The sequence below is a fragment of the Burkholderia sp. AU30198 genome (assembly GCF_020419825.1).
Classification (GTDB): Bacteria; Pseudomonadota; Gammaproteobacteria; order Burkholderiales; family Burkholderiaceae; genus Burkholderia.
Map to the genome: position 1 here is coordinate 413,918 of NZ_JAIZSA010000003.1, position 15,977 is coordinate 429,894.

The 15,977-nt window shown below is 68.2% G+C and carries 11 protein-coding genes; 2 read left to right on the forward strand and 9 right to left on the reverse strand.

Annotated features, from left to right (window positions below; genetic code table 11):
- Window positions 1–20: 20 nt before the first annotated feature.
- The 4 genes from pdeR to LGN19_RS10820 form a co-directional block, all read right to left on the reverse strand.
- Window positions 21–2,024, reverse strand: coding sequence for a cyclic di-GMP phosphodiesterase (gene pdeR / locus LGN19_RS10805; RefSeq protein WP_122948882.1), 2,004 nt, complete (start codon window positions 2,022–2,024; stop codon window positions 21–23).
- 563 nt (window positions 2,025–2,587) lie between these two features.
- Window positions 2,588–6,256, reverse strand: coding sequence for a hydantoinase B/oxoprolinase family protein (locus tag LGN19_RS10810; protein WP_226214527.1), 3,669 nt, complete (start codon window positions 6,254–6,256; stop codon window positions 2,588–2,590).
- Between the two features lie 118 nt (window positions 6,257–6,374).
- Window positions 6,375–7,673, reverse strand: coding sequence for an MFS transporter (locus LGN19_RS10815; protein ID WP_226214528.1), 1,299 nt, complete (start codon window positions 7,671–7,673; stop codon window positions 6,375–6,377).
- A gap of 78 nt (window positions 7,674–7,751) precedes the next feature.
- Window positions 7,752–8,525 (reverse strand): putative hydro-lyase, encoded by a 774-nt coding sequence (locus LGN19_RS10820; RefSeq protein WP_122949706.1) that lies wholly within the window; start codon window positions 8,523–8,525, stop codon window positions 7,752–7,754.
- Window positions 8,526–8,730: 205 nt separating this feature from the next.
- Here LGN19_RS10820 and LGN19_RS10825 point away from each other — a divergent pair, with 205 nt between their 5' ends.
- Together LGN19_RS10825 and LGN19_RS10830 are read left to right on the forward strand one after the other, a co-directional pair.
- Complete coding sequence (locus tag LGN19_RS10825; protein ID WP_089453664.1) at window positions 8,731–9,663, forward strand: LysR family transcriptional regulator; 933 nt, start codon at window positions 8,731–8,733, stop codon at window positions 9,661–9,663.
- A 167-nt stretch (window positions 9,664–9,830) separates the two neighbouring features.
- On the forward strand, window positions 9,831–10,748 hold the full coding sequence (locus LGN19_RS10830; protein ID WP_226214530.1) for a hypothetical protein: 918 nt from the start codon (window positions 9,831–9,833) through the stop codon (window positions 10,746–10,748).
- Between the two features lie 93 nt (window positions 10,749–10,841).
- Here the strand turns inward: LGN19_RS10830 and LGN19_RS10835 are convergent, their stop codons facing one another.
- From LGN19_RS10835 to LGN19_RS10855, 5 genes are all read right to left on the reverse strand, one after another.
- On the reverse strand, window positions 10,842–12,542 hold the full coding sequence (locus LGN19_RS10835) for a hypothetical protein (RefSeq protein ID WP_226214532.1): 1,701 nt from the start codon (window positions 12,540–12,542) through the stop codon (window positions 10,842–10,844).
- Window positions 12,543–12,739: 197 nt separating this feature from the next.
- Window positions 12,740–13,066, reverse strand: coding sequence for an antibiotic biosynthesis monooxygenase family protein (locus tag LGN19_RS10840; protein WP_122948878.1), 327 nt, complete (start codon window positions 13,064–13,066; stop codon window positions 12,740–12,742).
- 65 nt (window positions 13,067–13,131) lie between these two features.
- Window positions 13,132–14,118: a YkgJ family cysteine cluster protein gene (locus LGN19_RS10845; RefSeq protein WP_226214534.1), complete on the reverse strand. Its 987-nt coding sequence runs from the start codon at window positions 14,116–14,118 to the stop codon at window positions 13,132–13,134.
- Window positions 14,112–14,921 carry a MetQ/NlpA family lipoprotein gene (locus LGN19_RS10850; RefSeq protein WP_226214535.1) on the reverse strand — a complete coding sequence of 270 codons (810 nt, stop codon included), beginning with the start codon at window positions 14,919–14,921 and terminating at the stop codon, window positions 14,112–14,114. Before LGN19_RS10850 ends, LGN19_RS10845 begins: the two co-directional genes overlap by 7 nt.
- The gene (locus LGN19_RS10855) at window positions 14,918–15,967 is read right to left on the reverse strand and encodes a formylglycine-generating enzyme family protein (RefSeq protein ID WP_226214537.1); all 1,050 of its coding nucleotides are present in this window, start codon (window positions 15,965–15,967) and stop codon (window positions 14,918–14,920) included. Before LGN19_RS10855 ends, LGN19_RS10850 begins: the two co-directional genes overlap by 4 nt.
- Between the last annotated feature and the right edge of the window lie 10 nt (window positions 15,968–15,977).

Sequence of the window (15,977 nt, forward strand, 5' to 3'; positions counted from 1 at the left end):
CGCCCGTGCATGAACGGAGCTCAGGCGATCAGCCTGAGCTTTCTCGTCTCCGCGAGCCACGCCTCGAACGCCTGCGCCGGCATCGGGCGCGCGTAGTAGTAGCCCTGCGCGTGATCGACGTCGAGCTGCTTGAGGAACTCGGCTTCCGCATGCGTTTCGACGCCTTCCGCAACCACCGCGAAATTCAGCGCCTTCGCGAGCGACACGACCGAGCGCACCAGCGCCTGCGAGCGCGGATTGCGGTCGATGCCCGTGATGAAGCTGCGGTCGAGCTTGATCGCGTCGAGCGGCAGGCGCGACAGCTGCGACAGCGACGAATAGCCGGTGCCGAAATCGTCGAGATGGATCTCCGCGCCGAGCTGGCGGAACTGGCGCATCAGTCCGTTGGCCGCATCCTCGTCCTCGATGAAGCAGCTTTCGGTCAGCTCGATGTCGAGCAGGCCGGGCTTCAGCCCCGCGGCGTCGAGGATCGACGCCAGCTGGTACACGATGTTCATGTCCTGCAACTGCCGCGCGGACACGTTCACCGCGATCCGGATGTCGAGCCCCTTCGCCTTCCAGGCGGCGGCCTGCGCGGCCGCGCTGCGCATCACCCAGCGCCCGAGCGGCGCGATCAGGCCCGACTCCTCCGCGAAGCGGATGAACTCGACCGGCGCGACGAGCCCGCGGTCGGGCGACTGCCAGCGGATCAGCGCCTCGACACCGTGCACGTCGCCGGTCGCGATATCGACGACCGGCTGGTAGTGCAGCACGAACTGCTCTTCCTCGAGCGCCTTGCGCAGGTTCGTGTCGAGCCACATGTACTTCGCGACCTTCTGGTTCATCTCCAGCGAGAACACGCGATACGTATGCTTGCCCTCTTCCTTCGCGACGTACATCGCGGTATCGGCGCTGCGGATCAGCGTCTCGAGCGAATCGCCGTGCTGCGGATGCATCGCGATGCCGATCGAGCAGCTCGTGTAGACCTCCATCAGCCCGAGATGGATCGGCGTGCGCAGCCGTTCGAGGATGATCTGCGCGGTCGCTTCGAGCAGCGGCCGCGTGCCGTGCTCGAACAGCACGAGGAATTCGTCGCCGCCGAGCCGCGCGAGCGTCGCGCCGGACGGCAGGCAGCCGCTGATGATCTTCGACACGTCCTGCAGCAACCGGTCGCCGGTGATGTGCCCGTAGTGATCGTTGACGCGCTTGAAGTTGTCGAGATCGAGGAACAGGATGCCGACCTGCCCGCGCGACGCGGCGGTCTCCGCGGCGATCGCCGCGTGGATGCGCTCGCTGATCGCATGGCGGTTCGGCAGCCCGGTGAGCACGTCGGTGTTCGCGAGCTCGATGAGCCGCTGCTGCGCGCTGCGCTCCTCGGTGATGTCGATGCCCGAGCAGATCAGGAACTGCTCGTCGACGCCGCTGCCGCTCTGCACGAACTTGTTGCGGAACTGGAACAGGCGCGGCCCATTGACCGTGTTGATGTAGCGCTCGACCGCGAACGAGTGGTTGCTCGCGAAAAAGCCCGTGATGTTGCTGCGCGACTGCTCGCCCTGCTCCGGGCTCATGAACAGCTCGAACGCGCTGCGGCCGATCACGTCGACCTCGCGCTTGCCCGTCACTTCCTCGCACAGGCGGTTGAAGCGCTGCACCTTCCCGTTGCGGTCGAGGATCACGACGAGCGAATTCACTTCGGACACGACCTGCTCGGCAAACGCGAGCCCGTGCGAGAGATCGCCCGCGACGGATTCGGCATCGGAATAGGCGCAAGCCGTGCCGGCCCAGTCGGTCGTGTCGATCTTCCTGCCGACGAGGTGGAGCTTGACCGGTTCGCCGAACAGCGCGATGTCGAGCACGAGGTGCGACGTGACGCCGGTCAGCGCGCGGATGCACGCGGCCTGTTCACCCGTCAGCGCGACGGCGACGTTGGTCAGGCCGCGAACGGCCGCCAGTTCGAGGGCATTGCTGTCGCTGCCGAGACGCCAGCAGGGGCTGCGCGTACCGACGTGCGCCTCGAGCACCGCGCTATCGTTTTCGTCATCCATGGAGACGCCCCGATCCAGAAAAAACGCACAGTGTAGACGGAGCGAGCCGGCCGGCCGCCCTTCCGGGCCGCGCGTCGCGCGTGCCCGGGAGGGCGGCGGTAATTGCCGTGATGATGGGCCTCGTCCCGTACTTGTTTCCAGCTAATGCGACCCGGCGTTCGCGCGTGATGCGCGCAGGTTCTGCCTAACGAATGATGAGAGCCATCTTATCAAATGACGATCAAGGTTGGCACTCACATTTAGAGCAGAGTGTCAAGGAATTGGGACTCGATTGGCAAGCCGGATTTTTCATGATTGGCAGCCCGCTCAATTGCGGTTGCGGCGGTGCGCAACGGGTTCGGCGAGATGGGCTGAGCGCCCCGCCAGGCGGGCGTTTGCGGCTGATTCCAGGATTCGGCGGCAGCAATGTGACAGGGCCGTGGCGACAGGGTCGGATCGCATGCCTGCGACCCGACTTTCCGTCATTTTTGATTCCGTTTGTGCGTTAATGCGCGGCTTTATTCCACAGTCCGTTGCAATGCCGTTCGCGTGCCGGCGCGGCGTGCCCGCGCCGGTTGCATGGCTCAGCCCGCCGCGCCGTATCCGCCGCCGCCCGGCGTTTCGACGACGAACACGTCGCCCGGCGCCATCTGCGCGCGGCCGATATGGTCGAGCGCCTCGACCGTGCCGTCCGCGCGCTCGATCGTGTTGCGGCCGAGCGCGCCGGCCTCGCCGCCCGCCGCGCCGAACGGCGCGTGGATCCGGTTGTTCGACAGGATCGATGCGGTCATCGGCTCGAGGAAGCGGATCCGCCGCACCGCGCCGTCGCCGCCGTGCCAGCGCCCGCCGCCGCCCGACCCGGCGCGGATCCGGTGCGAGTCGAGCCGCACCGGGTAGCGCCATTCGAGCACCTCCGGATCCGTGAGCCGCGAGTTCGTCATGTGTGTCTGCACCGCGCCGACGCCCGCGAAACCGTCGCCGGCGCCACTGCCGCCCGCAATCGTCTCGTAGTATTGGTAGCGATCATTGCCGAATGTGAAGTTATTCATCGTGCCCTGGCTCGACGCGACACAGCCGAGCGCGCCGTACAGCGCGTTGGTGATCGCCGACGAGGTCTCGACGTTGCCCGACACGACCGCCGCCGGATACTCGGGGTTCAGCATCGAGCGCGCGGGCACGATCACCGTCAGCGGCTTCAGGCAGCCGGCGTTCAGCGGGATCTCGTCGCCGACCAGTGTGCGGAACACGTACAGCACGGCGGCCATGCACACGGCCTTCGGCGCGTTGAAGTTGTTGTCGAGCTGCGCGGACGTGCCCGTGAAATCGATTTCCGCGCGCCGCGCCGCCCGGTCGACGCGGATCGCGACGCGAATCTCCGCGCCGTTGTCGAGCGGGTAGCGGTACGCGCCGTCCTGCAGCGCGCCGATCACGCGCCGCACGGCTTCTTCCGCGTTGTCCTGCACGTGCCCCATGAACGCGAGCACCACGTCACGGCCGAACTGCGCGACCATCCGGCGCAGCTCGTCGACGCCCTTCTGGTTCGCGGCGACCTGCGCGCGCAGGTCGGCCATGTTCTGCTCGACGTTGCGCGCCGGGTAGCGGCCCGACGCGAGCAGCGCGCGGGTGTCCGCATCGCGCAGCGTGCCGGCCGACACGAGCTGCCAGTTGTCGATCAGCACGCCCTCTTCATCGATATGCGTCGAATCGGGCGGCATCGAGCCCGGCGTCGTGCCGCCGATGTCCGCGTGGTGGCCGCGCGAGCCGACGTAGAACAGCGGCGCGTCCGAGCCGTCCGCGAACACCGGCGTGATGACGGTCACGTCCGGCAGGTGCGTGCCGCCGTGATACGGGTCGTTCAACATGAATACGTCGCCGTCGCGCATGCGGCCGCGATTGCGCTCGATCACCGTGCGGATGCTCTCGCCCATCGAGCCGAGGTGCACCGGCATGTGCGGCGCGTTCGCGATCAGGTTGCCGTCGCCGTCGAAGATCGCGCACGAGAAGTCGAGGCGCTCCTTGATGTTCACCGAGTACGCGGTGTTCTGCAGCCGCAGCCCCATCTGCTCGGCGATCGACATGAACAGGTTGTTGAAGATCTCGAGCCGCACCGGATCGGCGTCGGTGCCGAGCGAACGGCGTGTCGGCAGCGGCGTCGTGCGCGTCAGCACGAGGTTGCCCTGCGCGGTCATCTGCGCGCACCAGCCGGGCTCGACGACGGTCGTGCCGTTCTTCTCGGCGACGATCGCCGGGCCGTCGATCGCGTCGCCGGCCAGCAGCGTGTCGCGCACGTAGAGCGCCGCGTCGTGCCATTGGCCGCCGGAAAAAAAGCGCACCGCGGAATGGGCGCGCAGCGCGGCATCGCCGCCGTTGCCCTCGTTGCCCTCGTTGCCTTCATTGCGCGGTGCGAGCGGCGCGATCTCCACCGGCGCATCGGAGCGGCCGATCGCCTCGACCGATGCAAGTTCGGCCACGAGCGGCGTGCCGGGCATCAGGAACGCGTAGCGCTGCCGATACGCGGCCTCGAACGCCTGCTGCATCGCAGCAACGCTGCCGGCCGGCACGTCGAGCGCCGAATCGGTGCCCTGGTAACGCAGGTGCACACGGCGCTCGGTTGCGATCCGCTCCGGCGGCACCCCCTGCTCGAGCAGCGCGCCGACCGCCTCGTCGGCCAGCCGGTCGAGCGCGGCGTTCAGCGCCGGCAGCGACGCGTCGGACAACACGGCCTCGACCGCCCGCTCGCGCATCGCGGTCTGGTCGGCGAGGCCCATCCCGTATGCGGACAGCACGCCCGCCAGCGGATGCGCGAACACCTGCGTCATCCCGAGCGCGTCGGCCACGCCGCACGCGTGCTGGCCGCCCGCGCCGCCGAACGTCGTCAGCACGTAGCGCGACACGTCGTGGCCGCGCTGCACGGAAATCTTCTTGATCGCGTTCGCCATGCTGCCGATCGCGATTTCCAGGAAGCCTTCGGCGAGCGCCTCGGGCGTCTCGCGCCGCCCCGTCGCCGCGTGGATCTCGTCGGCGAGCGCGGCGAACTTTGCGACCACGCCGTCGCGGTCGAGCGGTTCGTCCGCATGCGGGCCGAACACGCGCGGGAAATGATCGGGCTGGATCTTGCCGAGCATCACGTTGCAGTCGGTCACCGTCAGCGGGCCGCCGCGCCGGTACGCGGCCGGCCCCGGGTTCGCACCCGCCGACTCGGGCCCGACGCGCAGCCGCGCGCCGTCGAAGCCGAGCACCGAGCCGCCGCCCGCGGCCACCGTATGGATGCTCATCATCGGCGCGCGCATCCGCACGCCGGCCACCTGCGTCTCGAACACGCGCTCGAACTCGCCGTGGTAGTGCGACACGTCGGTCGACGTGCCGCCCATGTCGAAGCCGATCACGCGCTCGAAGCCGGCCGCCTGCGCGGCACGCACCATCCCGACGATGCCGCCGGCCGGGCCCGACAGGATCGCGTCCTTGCCCTGGAACGCGTCGGCGCGCGTCAGCCCGCCGCTGCTCTGCATGAACTGCAGGTTCACGCCCGGCATCTCGTGCGCGACCTGCTCGACGTAGCGGCGCAGGATCGGCGACAGGTACGCGTCGACCACGGTCGTATCGCCGCGCGACACCATCTTCATCAGCGGCGACACCTCGTGCGACACCGACACCTGCGTGAAACCGATGCGGCGCGCCAGGTCCGCCAGCGCGCGTTCGTGCGCGGTGTAGCGATAGCCGTGGATCAGCACGATCGCGAGCGCGCGCACGCCCGAGTCGAACACGCGGCACAGCGATGCTTCGGCGCCCTGCGCATCGAACGGCACGACGACGTCGCCGTGCGCACCGATGCGCTCGTCGATCTCGACGACGGTCTCGTACAGCGCGTCCGGCAGCACGATGTCGAGATCGAACAGGCGCGGCCGGTTCTGGTACGCGATGCGCAGCACGTCGCGAAAGCCCCGCGTCGTCGCGAGCGCAGTGCGTTCGCCCTTGCGTTCGAGCAGTGCGTTGGTCGCGACCGTCGTGCCCATCTTCACCATGTCGACGCGCTCGGGCGTGATCGGCTCGCCGGCCGCGAGGCCGAGCAGGTGGCGGATCCCGGCCACGGCCGCGTCGCGATACTGCTCGGGGTTCTCCGACAGCAGCTTGTGCGTGACGAGCGTGCCGTCGGGCCGGCGCGCGACGATGTCGGTGAACGTGCCGCCACGGTCGATCCAGAATTGCCAGCGGGCGGCGTCGGAGGGAACGGGGGAAAGGTGTCGGTCAGTCATGATGTCGGGTCGATGCGTCGTTGAATCGAAGGACGAGCGCCGCCGCACGGCGCGCGGCGCGCGCCGTGTCACGGGGTCGATCAAAGGGGAAAATACGAAGGGCCGGCCGGCCCGCCACTTACGCGGCGTCGAGTTCGCGGCCGCGTGTCTCGGGCAGCGTCAGCGCGGCGACGATCACCACGCCGTACGCGGCGACCGCGAAGATGCCGATGCTCGTGCCGAGCCCGTACTCCTTCGACAGTGCGCCGATCAGGAACGGGAACAGCGCACCGATCGCGCGGCCCACGTTGTAGCAGAAGCCCTGGCCGGAGCCGCGCACGCGGGTCGGGAACAGTTCGGTGAGGAACGCGCCCATCCCCGAGAAGATGCCCGATGCGAAGAAGCCGAGCGGGAAGCCGAGCCACAGCATCGACGCGTTGGTCAGGTTCAGCGACGTGTACGCGAACGCGATCACCATCGAGCCGACCGCGAACAGGATGAAGTTCGGCTTGCGGCCGAGGCGGTCGGTCAGGTACGCGCTCGTCAGGTAGCCGACCCACGAGCCGAAGATGATCATCGCGAGATAGCCGCCGGTGCCCATCACCGTGAGGTGACGCTCGGTCTTCAGGAAGGTCGGCAGCCACGTCGTGATCGCGTAGTAGCCGCCCTGCGCGCCGGTCGTCAGCAGCGCCGCGCGCAGCGTCGTCGTGATCAGCTTCGGCGCGAAGATCTCGGTGAAGCGCGGTGCATCGGCCACTTTCGCCTGTGCGGCCTTCTCCTTCTCGTAGACGTCCGGCTCCTTCACGTAGCGGCGGATCGCGACGACCAGCAGCGCGGGCGCGAGGCCAACGAGGAACAGCGCGCGCCACGCCTGCTCGGCCGGCAGCACCGAGAACAGCAGCGCATACAGCAACGCACACAGCCCCCAGCCGATCGCCCAGCCCGACTGCACGAGGCCGACCGCCTTGCCGCGATCGCGCGCGCGGATCACTTCGCCGATCAGCACCGCGCCGGCCGTCCATTCGCCGCCGAAGCCGAAGCCCATCAGCGCGCGCGCCGCGAGCAGCTGGTGGTAGTTCTGCGCGAGTCCGCACAGCGCGGTGAACACCGCGAACCACAGCACCGTGAGCTGCAGCGTGCGCACGCGGCCGATCCGGTCGGACAGGATGCCGGCGATCCAGCCGCCGAGCGCCGACGCGAGCAGCGTGATCGTGCCGATGAAGCCGGCGTCGGCCAGCGAGATGCCCCAGGTCGCGACGAGCGTCGGGATCACGAACGACAGCATCTGCGTGTCCATCCCGTCGAGCATGTAGCCGACCTTGCAGCTCCAGAACGCGCGGCGCTCGCGCGGCTGCGCGTCCCCGTACCACGAGAACAGGCCGTTACGCTCGGGGCTCGCGGGCTCCGCGGTGTTCGCCGCGAGGGTCTTGCTTTCCATGGTGGTGCTCCTGTCGTTATGCGCCGTCGAATGGCGATCGTGCGGGCGGTGTGTCGTGCGGGTGGTCGTCGCCCGAAATCAGAATACGGCCAGCGACGCGTTCGTGATGTCGGTCATCAGCATGTGGCCGGGCGTGTGCGCGATCGCGATCGGCAGCTTCGCGTCCATCAGCGCGGTTTGCGGCGTCACGCCGCACGCCCAGAACACCGGCAGCTCACCGTCGCGGATCGTCACCGCATCGCCGAATTCGGGGGCGTTCAGATCGGCGATGCCCAGTTCGCGCGGATCGCCGAGATGGATCGGCGCGCCGTGCACGCCCGGGAACCGGCTCGTGATCTGCACCGCGCGGATCGCGTCGGCGCCGCGCATCGGCCGCATCGACACGACGAGCTGCCCGCCGAAAATCCCCGCGCGCCGGTTCGGAATCGACGTGCGGTACATCGGCACGTTGCGACCCTCCTCGACGTGGCGCAGGCCGATCCCTTCGCGGGCCAGCATGTCCTCGAACGAGAACGAGCAGCCGATCGCGAACACGACGAAATCGTCGCGCCACAACGCTTCCAGCGATTCGACGCGTTCGGTCAGGCGGCCGTCGCGGTAGACGTTGTAGCTCGGCACGTCGGTGCGGATGTCGAGATCCTCGCCGAGCGCGTCGACCCGGAACGCGCCCGGTTCGCCGACGCCCAGCAGCGGGCAGGCTTTCGGGTTCGCCTGGCAGAAGCGCAGGAAATCGTGCGCATACGCGTCGGGCAGGATTGCGAGGTTCGCTTGCGCATACGGGCCGCAGTGGCCGGCGGTCGGGCCGCGGAACGCGCCGTGGCGCACGGACTGGCGGAATTCGGAAGGCGTCATGAGGTTCTATCGCAGGTCGGTATGTCGTCGGGATGACGATGGCGTGTCATCGGATACGGCGAAGAATAGAAAAGAAAAAATTTTGCCGCCAACGAGTTTTTTTGCGCTTCGTGTATAGAATTTCTTAACGGATCTCGGGGTTTTCCCCTGCTTCGTTCACTTTTCCTCACCGGCACAGTGCGCATCCACCATCCGACCGACCGCCATGAACACGCGTTTTCTCGAAACCTTCGTCACGCTCGCGAAGCTGCGCAACTTCCGTACGACGGCCGCCGCGCTGCACGCGACGCCGGCCGCGATCTCGCAGCGCCTGAAGGCGCTCGAGGACGAACTGCAGACGGTACTCGTCGACCGCGACAGCCGCGAATTCCGCCTCACGCCGAACGGCGAATACCTGCTCGGCTATGCGAAAGCCGTGGTCGAGGCGACGCAGGAGCTGCAGGCCGCCGCGTCCGGCGAGAGCGCGCTGCGCGGCAAGCTGCGGCTCGGCGTGATCGAAACCGTCGTGCACAGCTGGCTGCCGCACTACATGCGGCGGCTCGCGGCCGATTATCCGCAGCTTGAAATCGACCTGACCGTCGACGTCAGCGTCGTGCTGCAGCGCCGGCTGATGGCCGGCGAGCTCGACCTGATCATCCGCGTGGAAGGCAGCGACGAGGCGTCGGTCGTGTGCGATGCGCTCGCGAACTATCCGGTGCGCTGGATCGCGCGTGCCGGGTTGCTGCCGAATGCGCGCACGGGGCTCGCGCGGCAGGTGCTGCGGCAGCCGATTCTCACCTACGGGCGCGGTACGGCACCCCATCGTGCGCTGGAGGACATCGTGCGTACGCTCGCGCATACGCACGGCGTGCCGCTGTCGGACACGCGCATCACCGGCTCGCCGTCGATCTCGGTGATCGTGCAGCTCGTGCGCGACGGGTTTGGCGTGGCGGCGATTCCGAGTCTGTTCGTCGATGCGCTGATCGAAAGCGGTGAAGTCGTCGAGCTGCCGCTGCAACCTTCACCGCCGTCGATCGTCGTGTCGATGTCGCGGCGGGCCGACGCGCCGCGGTTCGTGCATGGCGCGGCGACTGCGGCGCGGGCGGCGTGTCACGAGTATTGCGAGAAGAGCAAGCGGTTGCTGGTCGAAGCGCTTTGACGCGGTGCGGGCCGGCGGAGGCGAGCCCGGGTTTCCGGTACGCATTCGACATCGCCGCGCGAATCGCCCACAATCGCCTGCGACGCGTGCGCGCCACGCGTCGTGAATGCCGGCACGGCCGTCCGGCATTGACCGCTTCGCACGCCCCTGCACAACAAGAAGGCAACATGCAGACTCGTACCGCTTCCGCTCGCCTGAACCTCGCGCGCGCCGTCCTCGTCACGCTGTACGTCGTGTCACTGCTACTGCCGGTCGCCGCCGAACCGCCGAATGGGATCGGCGCGGTGCACTGGTGGCGCGGTTACATGGCGCTCGTGATCGGCCCGCTCGCGATCCTCGATCTGCAATTCGCGTGGCTCGGCAACCCGCTGCTGGTCGTCGCGCTGATCAAGCCGAACCGTATCGTGTCCGCGCTGCTCGCCGTGGTCGTGGCCTTCGCACTCGGATGGCACACGATTCCGACCGGCCCGGACTTCAAGCCGATCCACGCGTTCGGCATCGGGTACTACCTGTGGCTTGCGGCGATGGCCGGCGGTGCCGCGTTGCCGTGGATCGGCGGGCGCGGGAAGAAGGACGCGGTCGCGCCGGTGGCCGTGATGGCGCCGGATGAACCGGTCGATGCGATCGCTGCGATCGATCCGATGGACGCAATTGATCCGATGGATGCCTTGGACGCCGCCGAGCTTGCCAATCCCGCACCGTCACCGCCCGTTTCGCCCATCCCGCCCGACCACTGGGCCGTGACCGCGACCGGTACGCGTATCGAGGCGACCGATCACAACGGCGCAACGCACGGAATCGAACTGTCCGACCTCGGTGCGGTCGTGATCGAAACCAATGACCAGGGGCCGTACATGTCGTCCGTCTGGTGGATCCTGTTCGATACGAACAAGCAGTTCGCGTGCGGGTTCCCTCAGGACGCCGAAGGCGCGAAAGCGGCCGTCGACCGGCTGCTCGACCTGCCAGGCATCGATCACCGCAAGGTCATCGACGCGCAGACGTCGGTCAAGAATGCGATGTTCCCGATCTGGCAGCGCACGGCGCAGGTGGATTCGAAAGACGGCGAAGCGCAACGCACCGACTGAATCCGCGCCACGACACAGTTGAAGGGCACGGCCACGGAGACGCGCGGCCGTGCCTGTATCGCCCGGCGTCAGCCAGCCGGGCGCTCACCTTCTTCAGTGCGACCGCCCCGTATCCGTCCCCGGCGCGAACTCGATACCCCGCAGCACTTCCGCAAACTTCGCAGTCCGCAGCACGGCGAACTGCTCGTGCGCGGCCGTCGTTGCGCTCGTGTTCTTCAGCACGTCACGCACCGCAACCAGACGGTTCGGATCGGCCCCGACATCGCCGTTGCCGCTGACCGTCGACGTAATCGCCCAGATCGTCACCGTGCCGTCGCGTTCGACGCGGCCCGTCAGGTTGCGCAGGCCGGCCGTCGCCGGAGCCCACGGCAGGCCCGTCGCCGAATTGTTGCCGGCCGGGTAGCCGGCAACCGAATACGGCTGACCGAGGTTCAACCCGTTCTGCAGCGTATAGGCGAGCTTCCACTGCTTCGTACCTGCGTCGTAGACCCACTTCTGCAGGCCCGCCGTCGTCTGCGCAGCCGCGTGCGTGTACAGGTCCGCGCCGCCCGTGTAGCCGTCGCCTTCGTCCGCGACATACAGCGTGTTCGCGTCGGCGAACCAGATCCCGAACGGATAGGCGAGCGTCGTCGCGGTCTTGTTCGGCGTGGTCGGGAAGCCGGCCAGCACGCACATGTTGTTCGGCAGGCCCGCCGTCTGCAGCGTGGCCGCGTTGTACGCGAGCGGCGCCGTCGGCAGCACGGCCTTCGGCGACGGCACGCCGACGCCCGACGGGCACGCGGTGCCGGTCGTATCGACGAAGTACACGGTGTTCACGCCGTTGCCGCCGCTGCCCTTCGTGTAGTACACGACGTTGTCGTGCACCGCGATGCCGCGGAAGTTGTCGTCCTTGCCGATCTTGTCGGCCTTCGCGCCGAGTTCGGTGACCGAGAAGCTCGCGAGCGGCGTCGGCACGCCCGGATCCTGCTGCGCTTCGTGATGCTTCGCGCCGTCGATCAGCTGCGCGCCCGCGCCGAGGATCACATTGTCCGGTTGCGGGTTCGAGCCGTTGCCGGCGTTGCCCGACGTGTAGTAAATGTCGCGGCCGTCGCGATTGTTCAGGATCGCCGCGCGGCCGTTGTTGCCGCTGTACGCGTTCGTCTCGGTGAAGCGGAAATGCCCGTGGCGGTCGACGCGCGCGATCGCGCGATAGACGTTCTGCCCGTCGGGGTTCGTCGTATCGACCGCGAGCGGCGTGTTCGAGTTCGACACGTCGATCGCGTTGACCGGCGCGACGTAGCCCATGAACGTCAGATAGCTGCCGTCGAGCGACAGGTGCAGGCCGAGCTCCGACTTCGAGCTGAAGCTCGTCACCATCTGGTCGTGCGCGAAGCCTTTCTGCAGGCTGTTCGGCACTTCGAGCGTGCTGACGACGCCGCCGGCCGGCGTGATCTGGTCGAGGAAGATGCGCGACGTGATGCCGAAGCTGCCGTCGTAGCGGTCGTTGTTCCACACGTACGGATAGGTGCCGTCGTTCGGTGCGCCGGCAGCCGCGCCGCAACCGCCGGTGGTCTTCGCGCAGTTCGGCGGCAGGATCGCGCCGGGCTGGACGTTGCTCGACACGTTGTCGTACACGCTGCGGCTGAGTACCAGGAAGCCCGGCACGAAACCCGGCTCGAAACGGCTGTCGCCGTCGTTGTCATGCGGGGCAGCCTGCGCGCCGATGCTCGCGGCGATCAGCGTCAGTGCGAAGACAGGAACGGTACGATCGCGCAGCGCGCGGCGGCGCTTCGCGGACAAGGCGAAATTCGGCATGGACAAGGCTCCGTACGACATCGAGTGAGGACGTTGTGGGTGGACAGACTGACGACGTGAAGCCCCGCCACCTTAGCCATGCTTGATGAACAATTGATTGCACGCGATGCCGCGGAAACCCGCGCGTGTGCATGGGTTTCCGGGTATGGCGCCTTGTTATTTATCCGTAATGCGAAAGAAATGAATCAGACAGCCATTCAGGCGGATGGCCCCGCATTCGGCTGCGTGAGCTTGCCGTCGCCATACTCGCGCAACACTTTCGCAATCACGACGCGATAGCCGTCAAGCCAGCGCGCCTGTTTCGTCTTTGCCTCGAGATGCGCCGGGTGCTGCATCAGTTGCTGCAGCGCCGCCTCCGATTCCCAGTAGTAGACGTTCTGGATCAGCCCCGATTCGGCGTTCTCCCACGTCTCCTCGCCGAGATAGCCGGGCGTCGCGCGCGCCATGTCGGCGATCTGCCGGTCGAGCCGGTGGAATTCGTCATCGTATTGCCCGGCACGGAAAATGAAGGTCGACGCGTACATGCCCGCTCCATCGAATGCGATTGAAAGAGCGCCGATTGTAAGGCACGCGCGGCGTGCCGCGATCGTCATGCGGCAAGTGGATCGGCGTCCGGCCGGTCGGCGAGCCACGCGTCGATGCGCAGCGCGTCTTCACGCATGCCGGCCGCGGGCACCGGCAGCGCGACCAGTGCCTGCCGCGCACGTTCGAGCGCCTGCGCGAAGCCGCGCAGCTCGCGCGTCGCGGGCCGGTCGTCGGTATGTCGCCGCGCGAGTGCCGCTTCGACGTTCATGCCGATCAACGCGAGTTGTGCGTCGATGAACTCAATGCAGCGTGTGCGGCAATGCTCGGATACCGGTGCGACGGCCAGCAGCACCGGCACGATCGACACGGTCAGGTAGCCGCCAGGCGCCAGCCGCGACACTGCGTGCTGCACGTCCTGCCCGCCGCCGCGCCATGACGCGAACACTGCATCGCGCCACACCGCGCGCTCGAACACGAGCGCATCGCGATGTGCGTCGAGCGCCGCGCGGTCTGCGACCTGTCCGGCTGTCACCAGCGGAATCGGGAATGACGATTCGACCGAAGATGGCGCGCACGCCGTTTCGACGATGCAGTTCGCGCCCAGCCATCCGGCATCGTCGCGTCGCGCGGCCAGCACGCGGGACTGCAACCGGTCCGGCAGCATCGGATCGAGCGGCACCGCGCGGCAGATCGACGGCTTGTCCGCATGCACGCTGCAGCGGCCATCGTCGGCCAGCGCCGCGCAACGGCCAAGCGACGGATAGTCGTAGCCCTGCAGCGTCAGCGCGATCCATTCGTTCCCCGCACCGCCGGTACGATGAAACAACCGCTCCGCCAGCGCATCGCAAGCCGCGACGTCGTCCGCGTCGAGCGCGTGCTCGCGGCCACCGGCACGCCAACGCTCGCCGATCCGCCGCTTCGGCACCCGACGGATCGTCAGCGCGCCGACGAACCGATGCCGATGGCGGAACAGTTCGCGCAACGACAGCGTCGGCGCGCTATTGCAGCAGCGTCCGCATGCGTTGCACGCAAGCAGGTACGTGTCTACCACGGCCGCCGCACCGAATCCTGGTAGCGCGTGAGGATGAAGCGCGCGACGTCGTCCGAGTGATACGCGGCGACGAGCTGCGTCACCCACGGCTTCGCACGATCGGCATCGCGCACCGTCAGCACGTTCGCATACGGCGAGCGCGCATCCTCGAGGCTGATGCTGTCGCGTGCGGGTTGCAGCCCGGCGCGCGCGGCATCGTCGCTGTCGATCGCGACGAACGCGGCCGTCCCGAGCGCCGCGTAAAGGCGATCGCGGCGCAACGCGACGAGCTTCAGCCCGAGCCGGTTGCCGGTCACGTCGCGCAGCGTCGCGTGCAGCCCCGCCTGCTCGCGCAGCGTCACCAGCGTGTCGTTCTGCAGCAGCACGAGCGCGCGTGCCATCCCGCGCGGATCGGCCGGAATCGCCACCGTCGCGCCGGGCTGCAGTTCGTTCAGGTTCTTCAGCTTGCGCGAATAGAGCGCCATCGGCAGCGTGACGGTCGGTGCGACGTCGGTCAGTGCGTAGCGTTTCTGCGCGCGCGTCGCGGCAAGCTGCTGCGCGTCCTCGAAGCTGGCTGCGTCGATCCGGCCGTCGGCCAGCGCCGCGTCGATGCGCGACGCTTCGTCGAATTCGACGACGTCGACACCCAATCCTCGCGACGCGGCGACCCGCTTCACTTCGTCCAGGATCTGCGCATGCACGCCGCGCGTCACGCCGACGCGCACGGCCGGAGCGACTGATTCGGCTGCCACCGTCGACCCCGGATGAACGCCCCCGCACGCAACGATCAGCCATGCACCCACGTAAAGCATGACGCGCTTCATGTTGCATCCCTCAGAATCGTGCGGAACCCGATATGCGACGCGCCGAGATCGGCTTCCTGCTGTTCGCGCGACGACGCGCGATAGCGCACGCAGTAGTCGCGCGAGCACAGGAACGAGCCGCCCTTGATGACCATCGGCGTATCGTGCTTTCGCGTCGGCGGCGCGACCGCCGCCGTGTCGCCGTTCGCATGCGGCTGGTGCGGGCCCGTGTACGCGTCCTTCGTCCATTCCCATGCGTTGCCGATCATGTCGTAGAGCCGGAACCCGTTCGCCGCGTAGCAGCCGACGGGCGCGAGCCCCGCGTGACCGTCCTCGGCCGTGTCGAGCACCGGAAACACGCCCTGCCAGTAGTTCGCGGCCGGCTTGCCCTGCGCGTCGCGCGGCGCCGCGTCGAGCGACGCATCGTCGCGGCCGGCCTTGCCAGCGTATTCCCATTCGGCCTCGGTCGGCAGGTCGCGGCCGAGCCAGTGCGCATACGCGAGCGCATCGCGCTGCGTGACGAGCGTGACCGGCAGGTTGCCGAGCCCGTCGACGCTGCTACCCGGCCCGCGAGGATGGCGCCACGACGCGCCCTTCACCCACGACCACCACGCAAGGTCGCGCGCGTTCATCTCGTCGCGCGTCGGCACATGGAACACCGCCGCCCCATCCTGCTGCTCAGCCTCGGTCACGTAGCCGGTCGCCTGCACGAATGCGGCGAACTGCGCGATCGTCACGTCGGTCTGGTCGATCCAGAACCCGCCGACACGCGTGCGGCCGTCTCCGACCGGGCGCTCGTCCGCGTAGCCGCGCGTGCTGCCGAACACGAACGCGCCGCCGCGCAGGTGCACCATCCCGGCCTTCGCGTCGTCGCGCCACCCGGCCGGCAGCCCCGAATAGCGCGCGCACTGCCGCTCCGAGCCGAGCGGCGCGAGCGCGCGGCCATGATTCGCGTCGTCGAACGCATCGCCCGCCGCTGCGACGGGATTCGCATAGCCGGCCGCGAACGCGGCGGCGAACAGCGTGGCGGCCAGCGCCGCGCCGATCGTCCAGAACCGGAACCGCATCGTATCGCCC